Below are 24203 nucleotides of genomic sequence, written 5' to 3'. Positions count from 1 at the left end.
TTTCTTTGACGATGCAGGGTCAAGGCTCGAGCGCAAAGCGCAAGCCGCGGTTGATGGCCTGTGGCAGGCTGGAGAGATGGTTCTCGCCCTGGATTTCGAGCGCTTCGACGCGCAGGCCGGCGAGAGGTTTCAGGTGAGTCGCGACGGCGCGAACATTATCGACCATGGCGCGACGCGTCAGCGTCGCCATGCCGCCGGGCATGTTGTCGGAGAAGCGACTTGGCTGCTGTTCGAATTCGCCAACGGTCAGCAACAGGGCCCGCCCGCTGCGTGCCGCATCCGGCAGCTTGCGAAAGGCGCTCTCCTGCTCCGCCATGACGGCCTCGTTCCACCACCATGAAGGGCTGGCGGCGACGTAGTGCGTGAAGGCCTGAGGTCGCTTGAACAATGCGTGCAACACGAACAGGCCACCCAGTGAGTGTCCGAACAGCACCTGGCGCGAAGCATCAGTCGCGTAGCGCTGCGCGATCAGCGGGCGCAACTCGTGATCGATGAAGTCGAGAAAGCGATCTGCGCCGCCACCTGCCGTGCGCATCGCCGCGCTCATCTCCGGCGCGGGAGCAGCGAGAGGTGTCGGTGTGTAATCGACGGCACGGCGCAGGATGGCATTGTCCTTCTCCGGGTAGGTAATGCCGACGATCAAGGCCGGCAGCACGCCCGTAGCCTGCGGCCGGCGCGCCTGGATGCGCATGGTCTCGACGACACTATTGAAGACGAGATCCGCGTCCAGCACGTACACCACGGGATAGCCACCGACCGGGGGCGGCGTCTCGGGCTGGGCGACGAGAATGCGGAAGTCATCGCCGGTGCGCGTGGAATGCAGTTCGATCTGCTCGGCGCGCGGCAAGACAACGGGCGCCGCTGACGTAGCAAACGTCGCGGCGCCCGTGCAGAGCATCATCAGACAGACAAGAAATCTTTTCATTGAACTAGCGAAAACGTACCACTCAGCTGCGCTCATCTGTAGGAGCGGGCCATGCCCGCGACCACGCAGATTGCATCGCAGCCCCGACACTTGTTCTACGCGTGGTGTCGCGGGCATAGCCCGCTCCTACAAGGGAAGCGATGAGGCTGCCTATCGACACCCTAGAACTTCACTGCAGTCTTCAACCACAAACTGCGCGGCTCACCGTAGAAGTTGAACACGGTCGTACCACCGACACGCTGGTAGTACTTCTTGTCGAGCAGGTTGTTGATCGTCAGCGACAGGTCCACCTTCGGCGAGAACTTGTAGCCCACCAGTGCATCGACCACCGAGTACGACTCCTGCTCGATGCGCACAGCGCCGGAGAGCGTGTAGAAGCTGCTCATGCCGCGCACGCCACCCCCGACGTAAGCCCCTTGCAGCGGCCCGTTGAGGAAGTCGTAGCGCGTGAAAAGATTGACGCTGTTGCGTGGCGTATAGGTCGAGTAAGCCGTACCTGCCTGGCCTGCGCTACCGGAGATGTATTCCGTTTGCGTGTAGGCGTAGCCGATGCTGGCTTCCCAACCTGGCAGCAGACGGCCCGACAGTTCCGCTTCGGCGCCCTTCACTTCGGCTTCGCCGTTGGCGACGAAGTACGCCGTGCTCGGCACGGCAACCGCACGGTTCTTGTCGCGCAGGCGATAGACCGACACCTGCGAGTTGAGCAGGCCGCCGAAATGCTCGCCCTTCACGCCCGCTTCGATGTTGTTGCCTTCACGCGGATCGATGGTCTGTCCGCTCTGTGTGAGGCTGGTCTGCGGCTGGAAGATCGTGGTGTAGCTCGTGTAGGCCGACCAGTTGTCGGTCAGGTCATACACGACACCCGCATAAGGCGTGAACTGGTTGTTGATGACCACCTTGGTGCTGGTGTTGTTGACCAGGTTGGTCGTGGTGCTTTCGTACCAGGACACACGGGCGCCAGCGATCAGCGTCAGTGGTTGCCATGGCTTGATGCGCAGGTTGCCGTAGACACCGTACTGATGCGGATCGACATAGGTGCGGCTGGTCAGGGCGATGTTCGGCTCGGGCCAGTTGTAGGTCGGCGTGTAGACGTTGGTGGTGCCCGCCGGATTGGCAGCGCCCGACAACGTGGTCTGGTCATACTTGCGGTAGTCGATACCTGCAACGAAGTTCTGCTTGAGACCCCACAGCGTGAAAGGCTGGCTCCAGTGTGCGTCGGCAGCCAGCGACTTCTCTTCGTATTCGCGGGCAATGGCGGTGCGCGAGACATTGCCCTGCGCATTGGTCGCGCTGCCGGCGTAGGCGTACTTGAAGTCCACCGAGCGATCGACGTAGCGCGCCGAAGCCTTGAGTTCGCCGCCAGCATCGAGACGATGCACGAGCTCGGCAAAACCTTCGGTGGAATCGTTCGAGAAGCGGTTCCAGTCGGCACCGATGAAGGTCGAGCGATCCACGTCGAGCAGCTGACCTGTCGCAGTGGTCGGCAAGCCGTTGAAAGGCGTGACGTTGCTCTGCGCGCCGGTGACGGACAGCGACAGCGTGGTACGTGGCGTCAGATCGAATTCCAGCGTGCTATAGACGACAGAGTTCTCATTCTGGTTGACGTCGACCCAGGACTCTTTCTGCTGGTAGGCGGCGACCGCACGGCCACGCACGCTGCCATCTGCATTCAACGAGCCCGTGACATCGGCTTCGATACGACGCGTATCCCATGAGCCCAGCGACAGCGAGCCATTGATGCCGAAGTCCTTCAGCGCGCGCTTGCGTGCCAGATTGACCGTGCCGCCAGGTTCGCCTGCACCGTTGTAGAGACCGGCCGGGCCGCGCAGTACTTCGACGCGATCGAAAATGTACAGGTCCGGCTGGGTGCCGTAGATGCTCGACAGCGGCGCTGGCAGGCCGTCGATGAGATAGGAGTCCAGCTCGAAGCCGCGCACGACGATGGACGAGCGGCCCTGGTCATTGGCCAGCACCAGCATGCCGGTGGTGCGGCGTGCGAGATCCTCGAGACGCACCATGTTCTGGTCGTCCATGCGATCACGCGTCACCACCGTCACCGACTGCGGGATTTCCTTCAGTGGCACATCGCCCTTGCCGCCGATGTTGGCCGTCGCCGCGCCGTAACCCTGGCTGGTCTGGGTGCGCTCGGCCTTGACCACGACCGGCGCCACGGCAGGCTCGGTCGCGGCGTCGGCGGCAAACGCGCCGAAGCTGGCACCGCCACTCAAGGCGGCAAGAATGGCGAGCGCAAGGGTGCTGCGCGCGGGGTGAAGACGCTTGCTGGACATACTGAAGAACTCCCGTGCCCACATCTCCTGCGGGCTTTCTAGTGACTTGTCTAAGATCAAATGCGAATGATTTGCATTAACGTGATTTGTCGCTATTATCCATGCACGAGGTCCTGGCCACCTTTGCGCCACACAGGAAAGCCTTTGCAGGAGAAAGCTTTGCGATTACTTCCCGAATCCACGCTCGACAACGCCGCCCATTCGAATAGCGTCAATCGCGAACAGCTCATCGCGGCTGTTGCGCCACATCGCCCGCATTACCGCGTAGAGCGCCCGGATGTCGCCAGCAACGTGGCCATCCTGTCCGGCCATTTCCGCATCGACTGCCTGCGCGAAGGCCTGCGTACCAAATGCGTCGACGTGGTCGACCTGTATGACATGCGTACGGAAGCCACGCTGGAAGAAGGCCTGAGCCTCGTCGTGCTGGTCGCGGGCCACGCGCAGGCCTGCTTCGGCAGCAAGCCGGTCGTGCTCGGCGCTTCGGGCCAGCCCGACGGCGCCCTCATCGCGCTGGCCGAGCCCGAACAATTCGTGCGCCATTCGCGCCGCGGCAATCACGAGCGCAAGGTCGTCGTCACCATGAGCCCCGCCTGGCTCGACGCCAGCGGGCTGGACGCCGATGGCCTGGCAAGCTTCCGCCGCCACCATCTCAATGTGCACCGCTGGCGGCCCAGCACGCGCGCCACCACCATCGCGCAGCAGATGATCCACCCACCGGTTTTCTCGGCCGCCCTGCAGCATCTCTATATCGAAAGCCGCGCCTTGGAGTTGGTCACCGAGAGCTTCGTGGACCTGTTCACGCCGCCGCCCGAAGACAACAACAAGCTCGCCCCACGTGTGCGCGCCCGCATCACGGCCCTGTGCGAATGGCTGGATTCCGGCGCAGCAGACGATCTCGATCTTGCCGCCATCGCCCGCCACGCCGGCCTCAATGCCAGCTCGCTGCAACAGCAGTTCCACGCCATCCAGGGCATGAGCATCTTTGCCTACCAGCGCAGCAGGCGCCTCGACGCGGCACGCACTGCGCTCGCGCGTGACGGCCTGAGCGTTACGCAAGCCGCTGAACTCGCCGGCTACAGCAGTGCAGCCAACTTCGCTACGGCCTTCCGGCGACGCTTCGGCGTGAGCCCGAGCACGGCGGCGCGCGCGAAGTAGCAGTAGAAGCAGAAGTCTTTCATTCAGCAGGGGACTCGGACGCTGCCGGAGGCTCTTCACGGACTCTTGCCAAGCGCACTGGATGAGCCGCCACCTTCGCAAGCCCCCTGCAGAGATTGGCGACGCACGCCGCGAAGCCCGTCATTCGTAGGTCGGAAAAGCGCAGCGCCTTCCGACATCGGGCGCCCAAGGGGAGCCGGGCGTGTTCGTGGTTTCGGCTGTCGGTAGGCGCTACGCTCTTCCGACCTGCATCACAGCCGTGCCGCCTCTTCCCTTTTTCCGACCTGCACAAAACACGCTCGGCATCGCCACGCAAGGCCACCCCCGCCCCAGCCGCCTTTCGTACGTCTGCCGCATAAAAATACACAAAACCGTATTGTTAATGCGAACAATTCGCATTAGTATGTTTAACGTAGCGCAAAGACGCCACGAGCAAGACGCACCTGTCCGTTGCAGCACTGACACTGCCGCAAACAGGCTGTCGCGGCTCCGGCCGGTTTGCCCTGAACACCCTCCGTAACACCCGCACCAGCCCGCCGTCGCCAGCCAGTGCTCAATCCAATAAGGAAAAGCATCGTGCTGCGCAAGACTCCGCTCGCGCTGGCGCTCGGCATGGCCTGGGGCATCACCCCGGTCGTCGCACTGGCCCAGCAAACCACCACGCCGGATACCGAGGTCACCCGCCTCAACGAAGTCACCGTCAGTTCCACGCGCACTGAACGTCGCGTCGACAACGTACCCAACACGGTCACCGTCACGACGAAGAAGAGCATTGAAGAGAAGAACGCCCGCGACCTGAAGGACGCCTTCAGCGAAGAGCTGGATGTCTCCGTGCGCACCGCACCGAGCCGCTTCACCGCCGCGGGTGCCGCCACCGGCCGTGCCGGTAGCGAGGGCATCAACATCCGTGGTCTCGAAGGCAATCGCGTGCTGATGCTGGTCGACGGCATCCGTCTGCCAAACAGCTTCAGCTTTGCCTCCTTCTCCACCGGGCGTGGCGACTTCCTCGACGTGGACGGCCTGAAGAGCGCCGAAATCCTGCGCGGCCCGTCTTCCACGCAATACGGCAGCGATGGCATCGCCGGCGCGGTGAGCTTCCGCACGCTCGACCCGTCCGATCTGCTCAAGCCCGGCAGCAACTTCAACGGCTTCGTGCGCGGTGGCTATGCCAGCGTCGACAACTCGTGGAACGGCACGCTGGCCGGCGCCGGCAAGTCTGGCGGCTGGCAGGGCCTGCTGCTGACCAGCTATCGCCAGGGCAACGAAGTCGAAAACAAGGGCAGCGACAACTCGCAGAATGCCAACCGTACCAAGCCGAACCCGCTCGACTACGACAACAGTTATGCACTTGGCAAAGTCGCCTACGCCATCACGCCGACGCAACAGCTCGGCCTGACCTTCGAGACGCAGAATCGCAAACAGGCCACCGAGGTGTACTCGGGCCGCTCGGTGCCACCACTCACCGCCGCCAGCGTCATCGATCTCGACACCGACGACCAGATCCGCCGCGACCGCGTCTCGCTGGAACACCGCTACACCGACCTCAACGGCAGCTGGCTGCAGCGCGCCGAAACACGCCTCTACTGGCAGGACGCCACGGTCCAGCAGTTCTCCGCCGAAGACCGCCTCACCTCCGTCGACCGCACGCGCGACAACACCTACACGCAGAAGGTGGTCGGCCTGTCGACGCAGCTCGAGAGCAACTTCACCGGCGCGGTCAACCAGCGCGTCACATATGGCGTCGACATGAGCCAGTCGGACTTCACCGGCGTGCGTGACGGCACCGTGCCACCGTTCGGCGAAACCTTCCCGACCAAACCCTTCCCGGATACCGAGTACACCCTGCTCGGCGCCTTCGTGCAGGACGAAATCGAGCTCGGCAAGTTCAGCGTCATTCCCGGCCTGCGCTTCGACAGCTACAAGCTCACGCCTTCCAGCGATGGCTATGTCGGCGCAGCCACGACCCTGTCCGACCAGGCGGTAACGCCACGCCTCGGCGTGGTCTGGCGCCTCGTGCCCGCGTTCGCACCGTATGCGCAGTACTCGCAGGGCTTCCGCGCACCAACGCCTGACGAAGTGAACAACGGCTTCACCAACCTCGCCTCCGGCTACAAGAGCGTCGGCAACCCGGACCTCAAGCCCGAGCATGCCGACAGCTTCGAAGCGGGTTTCCGCGGCCAGGTTGCCGGCCTGCGCTACTCGCTGGCGGGTTATGAAAACCGCTACAAGGACTTCATCTCGCAAACCGTCGTCAGCGGCGCCGGCACCATCGCCAACCCCTCGGTCTACCAGTACGTGAACTACAGCAAGGCCAGGATCAGTGGCTGGGAAGCGCGCAGCGAGTACGCGTTCCTGACACGCTGGACGGCCAATGCCGGCCTCGCCTACATGAAGGGCACGACCGAGACCAATGGCATCACCCAGCCGCTCGACACCATCCAGCCGCTGAAGGCTGTCGGCGGTCTGCGCTTCGACGACGCAGCCTGGGGCGCACGTGCCACGGTGACCTACAGCGCAGCCAAGAAGCAGAGCGATACCACGGGCATACCGGTCACTTCGACCACCACCACGCCCGCCTACGCAACGCCTGCCTGGACGATTCTCGACCTGGGTGCCTACTGGAAGCCCACGCGCAACCTGAGCATCTTCGCAACGCTCAACAACGTCTTCGACAAGAAGTACTGGCGCTGGTCTGACACGCGCGGCCTGGCCGACAACAGCACCATCAAGGACGCCTACACCGCACCGGGCCGCAACGCCTCGATCTCAGCCCGCTATGACTTCTGAGATCACGCCCGATAGCCAACCGACCAGCCAAGGAGATAGCCAAATGTCGAACACACATCAAGCCATACGTCAGGCGTTTTCCCGCATGCGCAGCGAAGGCCGCGCACGTCATCGCGACATCGCCGAAAAGCTCGCCATATCCGAGGGCGAGCTGATTGCGGCGCATGCCGACTTCACCCACACGCCTGTGGACGAGTCACCCCTGCAGGCCACGCGCCTGCAGGCCAGCTGGTCCGACATCATCGAGTCGCTGGAGCCGCTCGGCGAAGTCATGGCGCTGACGCGCAACGCCTCCTGCGTGCACGAGAAGCAAGGCGTCTACCGCAAGGCCAGCCACAACGCGCACGTCGGCCTCGTGCTGGGCGGCGAGATTGACCTGCGCGTGTTCTACCAGCAATGGGCGCATGGCTTCGCAGTCAAAGAAGTCACGCCCGATGGCACGCAGCGCAGCCTGCAGTTCTTCGATGCCAGCGGCACGGCGATCCACAAGATCTTCGCCAAGGCACCGACCGATCTCGCTGCGTGGGCCGCACTCGTCACCCGCTTCACGCATGCCGACCAGCTGGCCGGCATCACCACGCAAGCGCCTGCGGCTGCCACGCCCGAAACGCCGGATGGCGACATCGACGTGGCCGGCTTCCGCCAGGCCTGGGCCTCGCTGCGCGACACCCATGAGTTCTTCGGCGTGCTGCGCAAGTTCGGCGTGTCGCGCACGCAGGCCCTGCGCCTCGCCGAGCCGCGTTTCGTGCAGAAGGTGGAAGTGGCCAGCGCGCACCAGGTCCTCGACGATGCAGCGCAAGAGGGCGTGGCCATCATGGTCTTCGTCGGCAACCCCGGCATGATCCAGATCCACAGCGGCCCGGTGAAGAAGATTGCCGTCATGGGTCCGTGGCTCAACGTGCTCGACCAGGGCTTCAACCTGCACCTGCGCGAAGACCACATCGTCGACGCCTGGGTGGTGCGCAAGCCGACCACCGACGGCATGGTGACTTCGCTCGAACTCTTCGATGCACAGGGCGAGACCATTGCCATGTTCTTCGGCGAGCGCAAGCCCGGCAAGCCGGAACTCTGTGAATGGCGCGGCCTGATCGACAAGCTGCTGCAGGAGCCGGTGTCATGCGCGACCTGATGCAGCCGCGCCGCAACGCGCTCAAGCAACTGGCCGCGCTGTGCACGCTGTCGCTCGGCGGCATGCCGGCCCTGCATGCGGCCGGCCGCATGCGCCTGGTCAGCGTTGGCGGCGCGCTCACCGAGATCGTCTACGCACTCGGGGCTGGCGACAGCCTCGTCGGCGTGGACACCACTTCGCTCTACCCCGCCAGCGCACAGAAGCTGCCCAGCGTCGGCTATGCCCGCTCGCTGTCGGCCGAAGGCGTGCTGGCGCTGACACCGACGCAACTCATCGCCACCGAAGAGGCCGGCCCGCCCGGCGTGCTGCAGCAGATCACCGCTGCCGGCGTGCCGATCAACGTGCTGGCTGCCAATCATCGTTTCGAGGGCCTCATCGATCGCGTCACGCGCGTCGGCGAGATCACCGGCCGTGGCCCACAGGCGACGCAGCTCGCACAGCGCCTGAAACAGGAATGGGCGCAAGCGACGACGCAGGTCAAGACACAGGCCGCCGCCCGCAACGCGGCAGGAAAATCCGGCACCAAGGCGCCACGCGTGCTGTTCATCCTCGCGCACTCGCCCAACCAGATCATGGTCGGCGGCGGCGACACCGGAGCAGACGCGATGATTGCCTATGCCGGCTGCATCAACGCCATCAGCGGGCCGGGGGCCTTCACCGGGTACAAGCCGCTCACGCCGGAAGCGGTGGTCGCCGCACAACCCGATGTGATCCTGCTCACCGACCAGGGCCTCACCGCCAGCGGTGGTGTGGAAGGCATCCTCAAGCTGCCGGGGCTCGACCAGACGCCGGCAGGCCGCGCGCGCCGCATCGTGTCGCAGGAAGCTGTGCAATTGCTGGGCTTCGGCCCGCGCCTGCCCACCGCCGTCGCGACGCTCAATGGCGCCGTCACCAAGGCACTCAGCGCATGAGCAGCGGCGTCCCTGCTGCGGCCACGGTGCACCTCGCGCAGTCAGCGGCGTGGTTGCATCTGCGCAGACTGCCTGCCGGTGCCGTCCTCGCCGTCTTGCTCGGCATCGGTATCTTCATCGCTGTGCAGAGCGGCGCCGTGGCCGTCAGTGCGGGCGACTGGCTGACGCCCTTGTGGGCCGACGCCAGCGGCAGCACGCCGGGCGGCAGCTACGTGTTGTGGAACCTGCGCCTGCCGCGTGCCGTCTTCGCCATCCTCATTGGCGGCACGCTGGGGCTCTCCGGTGCGCTCACGCAGGGACTGTTCCGCAACCCACTCGCCGACCCCAGCCTGCTCGGTGTCACCAGCGGTGCGGCCTGTGCCGCTGCGCTGACCATCGTCGTCGTCTCCAGCATGCATCTGCCATTGCCCGCCGGCTGGCGCATCTGGCTGCTCCCGGCCGCCGCGTTCGCTGGCGCCTTCGGCGTGTGCCTGCTGCTCGACTACGGCTCGCGCTGGCTCACCCCCGGCTCCATCGCCGGCCTGCTGCTGACCGGCATGGCACTGAATGCCATTGCCGTTGCCGTCATCGGCCTGTGCACCTATCTCGCCAATGACGAACAGCTGCGCACGCTGTCGTTCTGGACCCTCGGTTCGCTGGCCGGCGCGCGCTGGCCCCTGGTCGGCATTGCTGCTGCGTTGCTCGCTTTCTCGCTGCTCGCACTACGCCGCCTGACACGCAGCATGAATGCCCTCGCACTCGGTGAGGCGGCGGCGGCGCATGTCGGTGTCGACGTCGGCAAGCTGCGCGGTCGCGTCGTGCTGCTGGTGGCACTGGTGTGCGGTTTCGCGGTGGCGTGGACCGGCATCATCGGCTTCCTCGGTCTCATCGCCCCGCACATGATCCGCGGCTGGGTCGGCTCCGATCTGCGTCGCCTCGTACCGCTGTCGACCCTGCTGGGCGGCTTGCTGCTGCTGGTTGCCGATACGCTGGCGCGCACTGTCGCCATTCCGGCCGAGATTCCCGTCGGCATCTTCACTTCGCTGCTCGGCGCGCCGTTCTTCCTGCTCATCCTGCGCAGCGCCAGCCGCCGCATCGGTTGAGGAGCGGCCCGTGTTGATGAAAACCACCCGCACCGCCCTGCTGCAACTCGATGCCGCCTGCATGCGCCTCGGGCGCCGTGAGTTCGGCCCCTTCAGCCTGAATATCGACCAGGGTGAGCGTATCGCCATCCTCGGGCCCAGCGGCGCCGGCAAGTCCACCCTGCTGCGCCTCATGGCCAGCGAGCTGGCCTGCATTCGCGGCAGTGCCTTGCTCGACGAACGCAGCCTCGCCAGCTGGACGCTCGCCGAGCTGAGTCGTCGACGCGCGGTGCTGCCGCAATCGATGGAAGTCGCTTTCGGCCTCGAGACGGACCTGATCATCGGCCTCGGTCGCGTCGCCTGCCGTCACGATCCGCAACTCGACGACATCGTGCGGCAAGCCGCAACGCATGCCCACGCCGCACACCTGCTCGGCCGCCGCTTCGACACGCTGTCGGGCGGCGAGAAAGCCCGTGTGCAACTGGCGCGCGTGTTCGCCCAGCTGTGGGACCGACAGGACGGGCTGATCCTGGTCGACGAGCCGCTCGCCGCGCTCGACCCCGGCCTGCAGTTCGAACTGCTCGACGAACTCGAAGGCTTCGCTGCGCAACGCGGCCACGCCATCGTTGCCGTGCTGCACGACATCAATCACGCGCTGCAAGGCTTCGATCGCCTGCTACTCATCCAGCAAGGTGAGCTGGTCGGCGACCTGCCCGCCGATGCACGCGCCCTGCCGCATCTCGAAGCGCTCTATGGCGTCGCGCTGACTTCGCTGGAGAGCCCTGACGGCAATCTCGTCGTCATGCCGACACGTCGCACTGCGCGCAACACGGCAAACGGATGATGCTGATCATGGCGAGCGCAAAGGGCGGCGTGGGCGACAGGACAGACAGGGGCACGGCCATCGCCGTCACAGCGCTGCTGCATGTGCTGATCGTCGCCGCGCTGCTGAGCATGGAGTGGCCGCTCGCCTCGATCACGCCACTCGTGCAGCGCGCGCACAACACCTTGATCCAGGTTCACCTGCTGCCCGGCACGCCGCTCGAATCGCCAGAGCCGCCATCCCTGCCCCCACCTGCCAGAGCGCAACAACCCGCACGCAGCAACACGCCAGCGCCCGTCATCGCGGCCCGCGCTGCGGCACCCGTGGCAACAACGAGCCCAGCCCTCACGCCCGCAGCGGCAACACCCGCAATCGTCGAACCCGTAGCAGCCGCAACCACGCCTGCCAGCATCGCCACCAGCAGTGCCACGGCCCGCGCCGTACCTGCCGAGCCCGTGGCAGCCGTGGAAGCCCCGCTGCAACAAGGCCGCCCCGACTACGCATACAACCCCAAGCCGGATTACCCGATGCTCATGCGCGAGCAAGGCATCGGCGGCGTCGTGCTGTTCCGCGTGTGGACCGAGGCCGACGGTCGCCCCGGCGAGATCCGCATCGTCAAGGGCAGCGGCTTCCGCTTGCTCGACGAAGCGGCCGAGCGCGCCGTACGCCAGTGGCGTTTCGTCCCTTCGCGTCGTGGCAATCTGCAGCTCGCAAGCTGGGTCGAGTTTCCGGTACGGTTCACCGTGGAATGAGCCCATGAATTCGTGGGTCGGAAAAGCGTAGCGCCTTCCGACATCCAGACGCAAAAGCACGGATGCCCCCGTTAGAACACCCGGTGTCGGAAGGCGCTGCGCTTTTCCGACATAGGATTGAATTTGCACGGAGAGCCGACCTCACGGCACGGACTTCAAGAACATCACCTGTATGAAGAAATTCTTCCTCGCTCTCACGTTCCTCATCACCCTGCTCGCAGGCTGCGCAAGCACACGCCCCACGCCGCAGGCACTCACGACAAACCGCGCGCAAGTCCTGCTGCTCGGTGAAGTCCACGACAGCGCCGACGGCCACCGCGAACGCTTCGCCTATCTGCAGTCCCTCATCGAGGCAGGCTGGCGCCCCGCCATCGGCATGGAGCAATTCGACCGCGAGAACCAGACCGCACTCGACGCTGCCCTGAAAAGCTGCACCAATGCCGATTGCATTCTCGCCACGCCCGGCCTGCGCTTGCCGAACTGGAACTGGGACTTCTACAAGCCCGTCCTCGAACTCGCGCTACGCCATCAGCTACGCATCATCGCCGTGAACCTCTCGCGCGCCGACGCCACCCAGGTGGTGCGCAACGGCTTCGCCGCCAGCTTCGACAGCGCGACGATGCAAGCGCGTGGCCTCGACAGGCCGCTGCCTGATGCGGTGCTGGTCCCGCAGCGCGAAGAGATCATCGAAGGGCATTGCAACAAGCTGCCCGCCAATCTCGTCACCGGCATGACCAACGCACAGGTCGCGCGCGACATCTGGATGGCACAACTCATCGCGCCCTACGCCGCGCAAGGCGTGGTGCTGCTGGCCGGCAACGGCCACGTGCGTCAGGACATCGGCGTTGCCTACTGGCTGCGCCAGGGAGGCACGCTGCAACCCGTCATCAGTATTGCGTTCGGCACGCCTGCGCCGGACCAGGCCTGCGACTTCACGCCGAAGTGATACGCGCAGGCATCCCACCCCTCAGGCTCACCACCCGATCCAACCCGGACCCCGCATTCATGCCCTCATCCACCCCGCTCGCCCGACTCTCAAGCCTTGCCCGACGCGGCGCGATCCTCCTTGGACTCTGCATGCCGATCACATCTTTCGCCCAGGCCGCCACGGCCGACTACAGCACGCTCGCACCGCTGCCCGCCAGCTGGCAGCCCGCACAACTCTCTCGCAGCGTCAGCTTCGAGATCGACTCGAAGTACACGGGCCAGCGCTATCGCATCCTCGTCGGCCTGCCGCACAAGGCTGCGCCTGCAAGCGGCTACCCGACGCTGTGGATGCTCGACGGTCTCGCCAGCTTCCCCATCACCGAGTTCATGCGCCCCCGCCCGGCATCGCCGACCGACAGTGCGCAGTACCTCGCCAAGATCGGTGACGAACCTGCCGGTCTCGTCGTCGCCATCGGCTACACCAACGGCCAGATCATCGACGTCAACGGCCGCGCCCTCGACTACACCCCCGAGCTACCGCCCGGCACCAAGACCGGTGATGCCCTCTCGCCACGTCATGGCGGCGCGGCCAGCTTCCTCAAGTTCCTGACCGTCGAACTGCGCCCTGTCATCGCCGAGCGCTTCAAGATGGACCCGCAGCGCCATACCCTGTTCGGCTTCTCCTACGGCGGCCTGTTCACCCTGCACACCCTGGAGACCCAGCCACAGTTCTTCCAGCGCTACTGGGCTGCCAGCCCCTCCCTCTGGTTCGGCGAAAACTACGCGCTCCGCCAACTGCCGCAACGCGTCGCCGCACTGCAATTCGCGCAGCCAGCCAAGGTCATGATCACCGTCGGCATGGACGAGCAATACCCCGAGAAATTTGCGGACGAAGCCACGAAGAAACGCCTGCAGACCCGCGCCATGGTCGACAACGTGCGCGAGTTCGGCCGCGTGCTGACCGAAGCCAAGGTGCCGAATCTCGGCTTCGAATTCCAGAGCGTCGCCGGCCATGACCACCACGACATGCTGATGCATGGTGCGCGACGTGTCGTGGATTTCGCGTTCGCACCGTGAGCTCGTCATCCCGGCGAAGGCCGGGATCCAGACGCACGCAACGACTCTGGATTCCGGCCTTCGCCGGAATGACGAAAGTAGGGTGGGTTCGGAGCAAAAGCGACAACCCACCATCGTGCGCAACGAACGGCGGTGGGTTGCTTCGCGAACCCACCCTACGGACTACACCCCACGCCCGTCATCACCAACACTGATGCAGAGAGGTTCGACATGAGTATTCTTCCCACACGCCTCCGCACCACCACCGCCCAATATGGCATCTGGGTAGCGCAGAAGATGTCGCCCGCGAGCCCCACCATGCTCACCGCCGAGACCATCTCGCTGCGTGGCCCGCTCAACGTCAAGGCCCTCTCCGACACCGTCGTCGAAGTGCTCAACAACGCCGACACCCTGCATCGCCGCTTCGAGGAAGACGACACCGGCCTGTGGCAGATTCCGCTGCAAGCCGCCACGCCGCCGCTCGCCGTGCACGACTTCCGCAACGAAGCCTGTCCAGCCACCGCCGCACAGAACTGGATAGCCCAATCCCTCGCCACGCTGTGCAAGCCAACCGAAGACCTGCTCTACCGCAGCGCCCTCCTGCAGCTCGCCGACGATCACCACCTCTGGTACCTGCAGGTGCACCACATCGCGCTCGACGGCTACGGCTACGGCCTCGTCTGCCAGCTCATCGCCGAGCGCTACAGCGCGCGCGTCAAGGGCGAAGCGCTCGCATCTCAGTTACTGCCACTGCCAGACTGGACACTCGAAAAGGTCACGCAGGCCGAGCAGGCCTACAAGGCCAACGGCGGCTTCGACAAGGACAAGGCCTTCTGGCTGGCCAACCAGCAAGAGGCTCCACCTCCCGCCACCATCGCGCCACCCGCAGCCTTCTCCGATGAGCTGCATCGCTGCGACACGCGCATCAGCAACGCCGAGATCGACACCCTGCGCACCGCTGCGAAAAGCTGCGGCCAGGACTGGGGCAGCTGGATGCTCGCCGCCATCGGCCTGTGGCTCGCCAAGCAATCCGGGCAGAGCGAACTCACATTCGGCCTGCCCGTCATGAACCGCCTCGGCACGCCCGCCCTCGGCGTGCCCTGCATGGCGATGAACATCGTGCCCATGAGCATCCGCATCAACGCCGACGACGACATGCAGAGCCTCAGCGGCCAGCTCGCCACCAACATGCGCGCCATCCGCCCGCACACCTACTACCGCTACGGCTGGATCCGCATGGACCTCGGCTACATGGCCATCGGCCGCCACTGCTTCAACCAGGCCGTGAACCTCCTGCCCTTCGACCGCAGCGCCCAGTTCGCCGGACTCGCATCGCGCATCGAACCCATCAGCGCCGGCCCGGTGAAAGACCTCAACATCAGCGTCTTCGTGCTGAACTCGGAATGGCAACTGCGCAGCGAAGCCAACCCGAATGCATACAGCGCGGCGCGCATCGCAGAGCTGCACGAAGACCTGCTGCAATGGCTCAGGACGCTCGCGACAACCGGCGCCAACGACAGTCTCGCAGCGCTGCTGCCAAACCTGCCACTCAGCGACAGGGCCGTCGCCTGAACATGGTAGGTCGGAAAAGCGCAGCGCCTTCCGACATCCAGGCGTACAAACACGCTTGGCATGCATCGAGCCACCTGATGTCGGAAGGCGCTGCGCTTTTCCGACCTACGCCGTCACCCACGCACGCCGATTGCATACACGTCGCATTGCTGGCACCCAACCCGGATTCGGCTGCGCTCTCGCCTCGCACGCACGGCACCAGCCGACGCAAGGCATTCCGCACCGCAGTATGTTGCGCTACGCTGCCACCACCCTCCGTCACGCCCCAGCATCATGCAGATCGCATTGCAGACCGTAGCGCTCCCGTCCGGCACACCCGACACCCTCGAAGTATTTATCCTCGACATCAAGGAGGAAGCTCACCGGCTTCCGCAGGCGCTCGCCATCCTCAACAAGGACGAGCAGGATCGCCACAACTGGTACAACCATCCCACCAGCGCACGCCGCTTCGCCCTCACACGCGCCGCCTTGCGCCAGCGCCTCGCCGAACGAACCGGTGGCGAAGCAACAGCCCTGCGTTTTGAATACGGCCCTCACGGCAAACCCGCGCTACGTGCCAGCCAGCTCCGCTTCAACGTCGCACACAGCGGGCAATACGCATTGATCGCCATCTCCACCACGCACGACGTAGGCATCGACATCGAACGCCACGCCAGTACCGCGCCGCTGGACACGCTCTCGTCCTCGATCTTCAGCGACGAAGAACGCGCCTGGTGCGCAGGCGACAGCGCCCGCTTCTACGCACTGTGGTGCGGTAAGGAAGCCATGATCAAGGCCGACGGCACCGGCTTCTCCGTGGCGAACGGCATGCCCGTGGCAATGCTGCGAGACGACGGCAGCTACATCAGCCCACGCCCGGGCTTGCAGGCCTGGTCGCTCGCCATGCCGCCCGGCTACGCTGCGGCGCTGGCACTGTTGGCGGACGAGCCGAGCTCCCACGCGTAGGCCTGGCCCCCGGCATCATGCAGCACCGTTTCGCATAGACTCGTGGCCTTCGCCAACGGACATCTGCACCTCGACGCCTCGCACCGAATGACAGAACTCGAACGGAATCGGCACATGAGTACAGCCAACATCGAACAACAAGCCTTCGATGCCTGGGACAAAGGAGAGCTTGCGCAAGCATTCGACTTGTTCAGCCAGGCAGTAGCGCTTGGCCTCGATGGTTGCATGATCAACCTCGGCTACTTTCATGACGAGGGGATCGGCACAGTTCAGGATAAAGAGAAAGCAATGTACTGGTACAAGCGCGCCTACCGCAAAGGCGATTCAGCCGCCGCATCGAACATTGCAATTCTCTACAGAGAGCGCTTGAGATTTCGTCAGAGCTTCCAGTGGTTCGAGCGAGCTGCTGAGATGGGTGACGGTGATGCGGCGCTTGAACTGGCCAAGCTCTACCTGACTGGCACGGGAGTTCGTCGTTCATCGTCAGGGGCAGTGCGCTGCCTGCAAAACGCCCTCTCCTCGACCCATATCACTGAGGCCGGCCGCGAAGAGGCAAGAGGTCTGCTCGACGAAAAAATCGCACTATAGAAGCGCCTCTCGACAGGGAAGTGCGCAACGCGCAATCGGCCAGAGACTTTCAGGATGAAGCCACGCATTCAAAGTGAGTCACCGATGCCTTGCGCGATGCCTCTACAGTGCTCAACGTCAGCGCGGCACGGGCTCGTACGGATCAAGCGACAAGCACATCATCGCCGTGGAATATCCTCGGCCATACAACAGAGACGGCTCGCTGGCGGCATCACGCCAGCCAAAATGCCAAGGGTCGATGCACTGCCCTAAGACGCAGAGCGCCGATTCTTCAGGGTCACTACCTAAATAAACCCAGCTGATATCGTTGGAAAGGCGCCAACTCCGCGGCCAGTGGAAGCCTGTAAAGTGAGCTGACTAGAAAACCTCACCTCGCAGAGCTCATAGATCCATGATATCGACACGCGACTTAGCCCGCCTTCCTCTGCCAAATGCACTCCAGCGCTTGCTGCAAGCCTACGCGCTGCTCGACGCAATCCTTGAGGCTGAGTGGGAATATCGCTACTACTCGTTCAACTCAAAGTGGTCACCGACCGAGCATATGGGATCAATGCGAAACGGCTCAGGAGATGACCTCTTCGCTGTTTTCGATGCCTCAGGCTGCTTCCTTCGAGGTTTTGATCATGAATCACCGATGACACCTTGGCGCAAGACACCCCCATCAATCTGGCCGGGGGTATTGGAGGCGGTTCCTCCACAATTTTCAAGTTCGGTACAGGAGCCCGCGTTTCACATGGAGGACACTACATTTTGTGTCTGGTGCCTGAATGGAGAACCTGCATGGTCTCGCGGCTCAATTGAGTTTCCTGACGACAGCGAAGACCCAGATGGTTCTGAATGGATGCTTTCAGCATTAGACGGCGATCCAACGACGTATCAGTCCTTCGCAAAAGAGTACTTCGAACTTGACGTTGCACTGGATGCAATCTCACGTGTCTTGGCTCATGAACCACTGTCAATCGAACTGCTGAATGCATTCCCGTCATCTCGTGATATTCAGGATGTCGCCATAGATGCTGAGGAAATCGGCTACCCCGTTCAACCTTGACTCGCGTGCTGAGCTCTTCTCAGTTAAAAGCCTAACGCCACAGCACGGTGCGACTAGCAGATGAGTCGGGGCGCGATGAATCGCGTAACTACTAGCATTGCTGCGGCAGGGCACGGGGATAAGTTGTGTGCAACGAGACCCCTCGCCACTCTTGCAATTCTCACGTGGCTTTCTCAGATCAACCGACTCTAACGTCGCCTTTGATCCACACACAAGTCATGCAAGGCGATACACCGTTCGCTCTCCTAGGCGAGGAAGCAGACAGTCTGGGCAATGTCTTCTGACGAGCGATGCGTCCTAGCGGAATGCCGAAGCGGTAGCGGATGGCGATGTTGCAACGGATGCAAACCAAGCCACGGATGCTCACGAGGACTGGAGCGTTAACTGCTCGCATTCTCCCTGACTATTCTCCGCGCCTCGATGGACGTCAGATGCTTGTCGTCCGAGAGATGAAAGGCAACTGAGTAACCGCGCTGGGAGGTGCTATTGGCCTGAAGCCAGTACTCGCATCGATAGAGATTCGTCGATTCCCTGCACACCCTATCCAGATTTGAGACCCGCTCTTCGATAGTGGCGAAATCAGAGCCAAGCGGTATCTGCGCGAGGAAAGCGGCAACCACGGTCCCTTCATCGAGTGACTCCAAGCCACGGTCCGAGATCGATTTGTAAGCGGGCACCTTCTCAGCAACGAATGAGATGAACTCCGCCTCCGCACTCACGCAGGCACATGCCGAGTGCCAGCCATCCCCTGATGACGGACCGAAGTATGCGAATCCAACGGCAATCGGAAGGCAGAGCAGCCAGTATGTCGATTTCTTCATTGCAGTCCCGACTCGCAATGGCTTAAAGCGCGGAAATCGCGCCTATAGCGAGCAGGCAGAATGATAGGCCAACTATCGACGTCAGGCGACCGCGTCGAAGCTCACCCCCCCAACGTCGCCCCCCCATCCACACACAAATCATGCATGGTGATATGCCGTGCGCGTTCTGACGCGAGGAAGCAGACGGCTTCGGCGATGTCTTCGGGCGTTGCGATGCGTCCCAGCGGAATGCCAAGCCGGTAGCGTTCGAGCGAGCCGTTGAGGACGCTCTGTATCTGTTCCGGCGTGCTGGCGAAGGCGCGTTGCATCGCCGTGTCGGTCGAGCCGGGTGAGACGGTGTTGCAGCGGATGCCGTGCGGTGCGAGTTCGAGTGCGAGGCAGCGCATGTAGTGGGCCGTGGCGGCCTTGGAGGCGGCGTAGGCGGCCATGCCGAGCCGCGGCGTGCGGGCGGCATTGGAGCCGACCGTGACGATGGCGCCTTGCTTGCGTTCCACCATGCCGCGCGCGACGGCGCGGCACATGCGGAAGATGGCCGTGGTGTTGATGGCGAAGCTGTCTTCCCAGTCTGCGTCGCCGAGTTCCAGCGCGCCACCGGATCGCAAGATGCCGGCGACATTGACAAGCAGATCGATGGGGCCGAGTTCCTGTTCGGTGCGCGCGACGGCTGCGGTAATTGCGGCGCCTTCGCGCAGGTCGAGGGGGATGGCGATGGCTTGCTTGCCCTCGGTGCGTAGTGCGTGGGCGAAGGTTTCGAGTTTGTCGGCCTGGTGGTCGATGAGCGCGACGCGGGCGCCTTGTTGTGCGAGGGCGCGCGCGACGGCGGCGCCGATGCCTTGGGCGCCGCCGGTGATGAGGGCGGTTTTGTCGTGGAATTCGAGTTGGGTGTTCATTCGGTTTCCTTTGCTTGATGCACGTTGTGTTCAGGGCGTGCGCGCTGCAGTTCCCTCTCCCCGGGGAGAGGGTGCCCCGTCAGGGGAGGGAGAGGGGAAATGGCTCGCTATGCGCAACAGGCTGCACCGGATACGTACCTCCCCACCTCTCCCGGCGCACTGCGCCCCCCTCCCCTCAAGGGGAGGGAACTGCAGCGTGATGTCTCTGATTACACGTAGGCTCGCCGAGCCCACCTTACGATTCCAGACGCTTCGCCAGTTCGCGACCGATATGCGCCAGCGGCGCCCGCTGACTCATGCCGTTATGCGTGCTGTCGATATCAACGCGTTGCAACTCGCCTTTCACATACGGCCGCCAGCCCAGCCAGTCCGGAGCCTCCGCCGGGCGCTGCGCAGCGTAAAAGAACAGCACATCACCCTCGAACACGGGATGGCGCAAACCGCGGTAGAGCTTCATGGAGTCGATGGCCTGGCCGGTGAGCCTGGCGAGGCTCGCCGCGTCACGATCCGCGAAGACGGTGCCGGGGCGTTGCAGGCGGGCGCGCATGGCGTCGAGCGAGAGAGGCTGGCCGTCGTCGCCGAGGTGGCCCTTGCCGGCGTAACCGATGACGTCGAGGAGGACGATGAGGGCGTCGCGTTCGGTGGGTTCCGGCTTGCCTGCCCAGATGTCGCTCGGGTAGGCGTCCATCATCGCCAGCAGTTCGACCTGCTCGCCGTCGGCCTGCATGCGTGCGGCCATGGCGTGGGTGATGCCGCCGCCGGAGGACCAGCCCATGAAGCGGTACGGGCCGTGCGGCTGCACGCTGCGCACGAGGGCGATATAGTCGGTGACGACCTCGTCGATGTGCGCGGGCGATTCGCCTGTCATGCCGCGCGATTGCAGGCCGTAGATGGGCGTGTTGCGCAGCTGTGCGGCGAGGCCCATGTAGCACCATGAGAGACCTTCGGCGGGGTGCACGCAGAACAGTGCTGGCAAGCTTGCGTCGCCAGACTGGATGCGCAGCAGCGGCGCGAACGGGTCGCTGGCCTGATCGGGTGGGGTATGGCCTTCCGGCACGTCGAGCGCAGCGGCGAGTGCCGCTACGGAGGGGTGACGGAACAGGCTGGAGACTGCCACCTCGCGTAGCAGGGCAACGCCGAGTCGGTTGGCGACCTGGATGGCTTGCAGCGATTTCCCGCCGAGCGCGAAGAAGTCGCTGTCGGCGCCGATCTGCTGTGTGCCGAGCACCTCGGACCAGACCTTGATGACAGTGCGCTGCAGCGGGCTGAGCGTGGCGGTGTTCGCGCTTTCACTTGCCGCGCCTGTTTTGGCAACAGCGTCGTCGAGGCCAAGCGTGCGCAACGCGGCGCGGTCGATCTTGTTGTTGGCGTTACGTGGCAGACGGTTGAGCGGTACGTATGCGGATGGAATCGCTGGCGCGGGCAGGCGTTGCGCGAGGTGTTGCTGCAACGCGCTGCTGTCGGGCTCTCCATCGCAGACGATGAAGGCAGCGAGGCGTTTGCTGCCACCCGGCAGCACCTGGCCGACAACGGCGGCTTCGCGCACGCCGCGGTAGTCGAGCAAGGCGGTCTCGATCTCGGCGGGGTCGATGCGGTAGCCGCTGATCTTGAACTCGTCGTCGAGACGACCGAGGTAGACCAGCGCGCCGTCTTCCGCCTCGCGCACGCGATCGCCGGTGCGGTAGGCGCGCGGTGCATGGGTGAGCGATGCGAGCTGGATGAAACGCGCATCGGTGACTTGCTGTCGCTCGAAGTAACCACGCGCGAGTGCGCCTCCGATCATGCACAGCTCGCCCGCTTCGCCGGGTGCGACGGGACGCAAGGCGTCATCGACGACAACGGCGGTCATGCCGGGCAGCGGCGCGCCGATGGGTACGGACTCGCCAGACCACGTGAGCGCGTCAGGACCGGACAGGACGGCGGTGGTGCAGATCACGGTCGTCTCGGTGGGGCCATAGGTATTGAGCAACACGACATGCGGCGACGCGACCTTACGCCAGCGCGCGATGCGCTCGGCCAGCGCGGCTTCGCCGCCGATGATGACGAGGCGTATGGATGGCGGGAGTGCGTGGGCGCCGCTCTCGTCGCCGACACAGTACGCCAGCTCGTGCCAGAAAGCGGTCGGCAGGTCGAGCACGCTGATGCGCTTTGCGGCGCAAGCGGCGAGGAAGCGCGGCAGTGATTCGAGCATCGCGTCGTTGCGCAGGACGAGCGTGGCGCCGATGGTGAGCGACAGGAAGATCTCTTCGACGCTGGCATCGAAATGCAGCGGTGCGAACTGCAGCACGCGGTCGGCTGGCGTCATGGCGTAGCGCATGCGTGCGCCGGCGACGAAGTGGGCCAGCGCGTCGCGGCCGATCATCACACCATTGGGACGGCCGGTGGAGCCTGAGGTGTAGATGATGTAGGCGAGCGCGTTGTCTGCTACAGGGACGGGCTCCTCCATCCACAGAGCAGCGCCCCCGGGTTCGTCATCCCGGCGAAGGCCGGGATCCAGCTCCACGCTGGGTAACTGGATCCCGGCCTTCGCCGGGATGACGGGTGTTGTTGGTGTGGCGGAGCCGCTTTGTGCTCCCCTCTCACATTTATGGGAGAGGGGTTGGGGGAGAGGGCTCCCCCCATCTAGCGCGGCACTCGGTTCAGGGGCTATTTCACGTCCCCTCTCCCCCTGCCCCTCTCCCGCGTGCGGGAGAGGGGAGTTTTGTGCGGGCTCGCTTGGATCATTGGCAAGTTCATCCAGGCACAACAACGTCAAGTCACCACCAACCCGTTCGGCATACCCCCGCACACTCAACACCAACCTCGGCCGTGCATCCGCCAGCACCATCGCAATCCGCGCATCCGGACTGTCCGGGTCGAGCGGCACGTACCCCGCTCCCGCCCACAACACAGCCAGCAGAGCCACGATGGTTTGCGGCGAGCGCGGCAGGAGGATGGCGACACGGTCTTCGCGCGTGACGCCCTGCCCGGCCAGCACGGCGGCAAGGCGTTTCACCTCGACGAGGAGTTCGGCGTAGCTGAGGGCCTTGCCGTCCTGCTCGACCGCGATGGCGTGTGGTGTCGCGGTGGCATGCGCACGCAACGCGTCGAGCACGGACACGACCTCGTTGATAGGCTCGCCTTCGATGATGGACAGTGCTGGCAATGTCGATGCCAGCCAGTCGCTGAGCACTTCAACCAGCGGCGCGTCGATGGGCGCAGCGAGCAGTGTGTCGATGGTGTGCACCAGCGACGCGCGGTGCGCGCTCAGCGTGTCGGCATCGTAGGCATGGGGGTTGGCTTCGAAGTCGAAGCGCATGCCTGTGGCGTGCGGTGCGACGGTGATGGAGAGGTCTTCGACCGGGCCGGCGGAAACCGGCAGTGCGCGTGCGGCGAGCGCGCCGAACTCCAGCGGGCGGTCGAAGGGCATGAGGTTGATGACGGGGCCGAACAGGCGTTGGCCACCATTGGCACGGCCGAGATCGTGGCGCAGCCATTCGTAGCGGTAGCGTTGATGCGGGCGGATGGCGCGCATCTCGGCGGCGACGCTTTTCGCGAGTGCGGCGATGCCTTGCGCGGGATCGACCTGGATGCGCAGCGGCACGATGTTCATCGCCATGCACGGCACGGTGAGGCCGACGGAGCCGAGGCGGCCCATGACGGGCAAGCCCAGCGTGATGTCGCGCGCGCCGGTGTGCTGCGCGAGCCATGCAGCAGCTGTCGCGATGAGCCAGGCCGCCCAATCGACACCACAGTTCTTGGCGGCAGCCTGCCAGCGTTCTAGCACTTGCGCGCCGGTGTCACCTTCGCGTGCGAGATCGCCACGCGCCTTGCGCACGCCGCGCGCGAGCGTGGCAGGTGGCGCAAGTGAGACGGGTGCGGCAGCGCCTGCGAGGCGTGCGGTCCAGAAAGCGCGATCTGCCGCGGATGCATGCTGCTGGTATTCGCGTGCTTCTTCGATGACGGCGGCGAGCGTGGCGCGTGGTTTGCTGAACTGGTCGTCGATCTGCACACCGGTGGCGCGCGCGTAGAGCGCAGCCACTCGACGCTGCAGCAGCGCATAGCCGTAGCCATCCAGCGCGACGTGATGCACGCGCAGCGTCCACAGATGACGTTGCGGCGCGAGCCGCAGCAGCGCGGTGGCGAAGAGTGCGCCGTGCGCGAGGTCGGCCGTGCGTTGCAGATCGTCGTACAGCCAGCGCTGCGCGGCCAACTCGCAGCGAGCAAGGTCACCGCGCGCGGAGAGATCGATGTGACGCAGGCTCCATGCTTCGCGCACAGGCACTTGCCATACGACTTCGTCGCTCGCAGCATCGTCGGCACGGAAGCGCACATGCAGCGCCTCGCATTCGTCGATGGCGCCGCTCAGGGCTGCTTCGAAGGCGGCGACGTCGAGTTCGCCGTCGAGCACGATGGCTTCGGCCGTCCAGTAGGACGGGCTGGCCGGGTCGAGTTGCTGGCCGAGCCAGATGCCCAACTGCGCAGCGCTGAGCGGCAGGCGCTCTGCTGCTGCGGCCTTGCCAACGCCCTGATCAACACCACCCAT

18 protein-coding genes are annotated in these 24203 nt (G+C 64.5%); 13 read left to right on the top strand and 5 right to left on the bottom strand.

Annotation, left to right across the window (positions count from 1 at the left end):
- Positions 1-19: 19 nt before the first annotated feature.
- Both VVD49_RS06920 and VVD49_RS06915 read right to left on the bottom strand, forming a co-directional pair.
- Positions 20-901, bottom strand: coding sequence for an alpha/beta hydrolase (locus VVD49_RS06920; RefSeq protein WP_327598405.1), 882 nt, complete (start codon positions 899-901; stop codon positions 20-22).
- Between the two features lie 185 nt (positions 902-1086).
- On the bottom strand, positions 1087-3213 hold the full coding sequence (locus VVD49_RS06915) for a TonB-dependent siderophore receptor (protein WP_327598404.1): 2127 nt from the start codon (positions 3211-3213) through the stop codon (positions 1087-1089).
- Positions 3214-3372: 159 nt separating this feature from the next.
- Between VVD49_RS06915 and VVD49_RS06910 the strand changes: the two genes are divergently transcribed.
- The 13 genes from VVD49_RS06910 (at position 3373) to VVD49_RS06850 (ending at position 17967) form a co-directional block, all read left to right on the top strand.
- The gene (locus VVD49_RS06910; RefSeq protein WP_327598403.1) at positions 3373-4368 is read left to right on the top strand and encodes a helix-turn-helix transcriptional regulator; all 996 of its coding nucleotides are present in this window, start codon (positions 3373-3375) and stop codon (positions 4366-4368) included.
- A gap of 576 nt (positions 4369-4944) precedes the next feature.
- A complete protein-coding gene (locus VVD49_RS06905; protein WP_327598402.1) occupies positions 4945-7155 on the top strand; it encodes a TonB-dependent hemoglobin/transferrin/lactoferrin family receptor in 2211 nt (736 codons plus the stop codon).
- Positions 7156-7198: 43 nt separating this feature from the next.
- Positions 7199-8284, top strand: coding sequence for a hemin-degrading factor (locus VVD49_RS06900; protein WP_327598401.1), 1086 nt, complete (start codon positions 7199-7201; stop codon positions 8282-8284).
- On the top strand, positions 8272-9195 hold the full coding sequence (locus VVD49_RS06895; protein ID WP_327598400.1) for a heme/hemin ABC transporter substrate-binding protein: 924 nt from the start codon (positions 8272-8274) through the stop codon (positions 9193-9195). The genes VVD49_RS06900 and VVD49_RS06895 overlap by 13 nt, the downstream gene beginning before the upstream one ends.
- Positions 9192-10277, top strand: a complete 1086-nt coding sequence (locus tag VVD49_RS06890; RefSeq protein ID WP_327598399.1) for a FecCD family ABC transporter permease — start codon at positions 9192-9194, stop codon at positions 10275-10277. The genes VVD49_RS06895 and VVD49_RS06890 overlap by 4 nt, the downstream gene beginning before the upstream one ends.
- Before the next feature lie 16 nt (positions 10278-10293).
- Positions 10294-11100: an ATP-binding cassette domain-containing protein gene (locus tag VVD49_RS06885; protein WP_327598398.1), complete on the top strand. Its 807-nt coding sequence runs from the start codon at positions 10294-10296 to the stop codon at positions 11098-11100.
- 8 nt (positions 11101-11108) lie between these two features.
- A complete protein-coding gene (locus VVD49_RS06880) occupies positions 11109-11831 on the top strand; it encodes an energy transducer TonB (protein ID WP_327598397.1) in 723 nt (240 codons plus the stop codon).
- A 172-nt stretch (positions 11832-12003) separates the two neighbouring features.
- Complete coding sequence (locus VVD49_RS06875) at positions 12004-12777, top strand: ChaN family lipoprotein (RefSeq protein ID WP_327598396.1); 774 nt, start codon at positions 12004-12006, stop codon at positions 12775-12777.
- Between the two features lie 131 nt (positions 12778-12908).
- Positions 12909-13835, top strand: a complete 927-nt coding sequence (locus tag VVD49_RS06870) for an alpha/beta hydrolase (protein WP_327598395.1) — start codon at positions 12909-12911, stop codon at positions 13833-13835.
- Positions 13836-14045: 210 nt separating this feature from the next.
- Positions 14046-15386 (top strand): condensation domain-containing protein, encoded by a 1341-nt coding sequence (locus VVD49_RS06865; protein WP_327598394.1) that lies wholly within the window; start codon positions 14046-14048, stop codon positions 15384-15386.
- 273 nt (positions 15387-15659) lie between these two features.
- Entirely contained in the window at positions 15660-16331 is a 672-nt protein-coding gene (locus VVD49_RS06860) for a 4'-phosphopantetheinyl transferase family protein (RefSeq protein ID WP_327598393.1), read from the top strand.
- Positions 16332-16445: 114 nt separating this feature from the next.
- Positions 16446-16919, top strand: a complete 474-nt coding sequence (locus VVD49_RS06855) for a tetratricopeptide repeat protein (protein WP_327598392.1) — start codon at positions 16446-16448, stop codon at positions 16917-16919.
- Between the two features lie 445 nt (positions 16920-17364).
- Positions 17365-17967, top strand: coding sequence for a hypothetical protein (locus VVD49_RS06850; RefSeq protein ID WP_327598391.1), 603 nt, complete (start codon positions 17365-17367; stop codon positions 17965-17967).
- Positions 17968-18347: 380 nt separating this feature from the next.
- Here VVD49_RS06850 and VVD49_RS06845 read toward each other — a convergent pair whose 3' ends face one another.
- From VVD49_RS06845 to VVD49_RS06835, 3 genes are all read right to left on the bottom strand, one after another.
- Positions 18348-18788: a hypothetical protein gene (locus tag VVD49_RS06845; protein WP_327598390.1), complete on the bottom strand. Its 441-nt coding sequence runs from the start codon at positions 18786-18788 to the stop codon at positions 18348-18350.
- Between the two features lie 101 nt (positions 18789-18889).
- A complete protein-coding gene (locus VVD49_RS06840; protein ID WP_327598389.1) occupies positions 18890-19678 on the bottom strand; it encodes a 2,3-dihydro-2,3-dihydroxybenzoate dehydrogenase in 789 nt (262 codons plus the stop codon).
- 235 nt (positions 19679-19913) lie between these two features.
- Entirely contained in the window at positions 19914-24203 is a 4290-nt protein-coding gene (locus VVD49_RS06835; protein ID WP_327598388.1) for an AMP-binding protein, read from the bottom strand.

The sequence above is a fragment of the Uliginosibacterium silvisoli genome (assembly GCF_036017035.1).
Taxonomy (GTDB): Bacteria; Pseudomonadota; Gammaproteobacteria; order Burkholderiales; family Rhodocyclaceae; genus Viridibacterium; species Viridibacterium silvisoli.
This window is presented reverse-complemented; position numbering and strand designations above follow the sequence as displayed.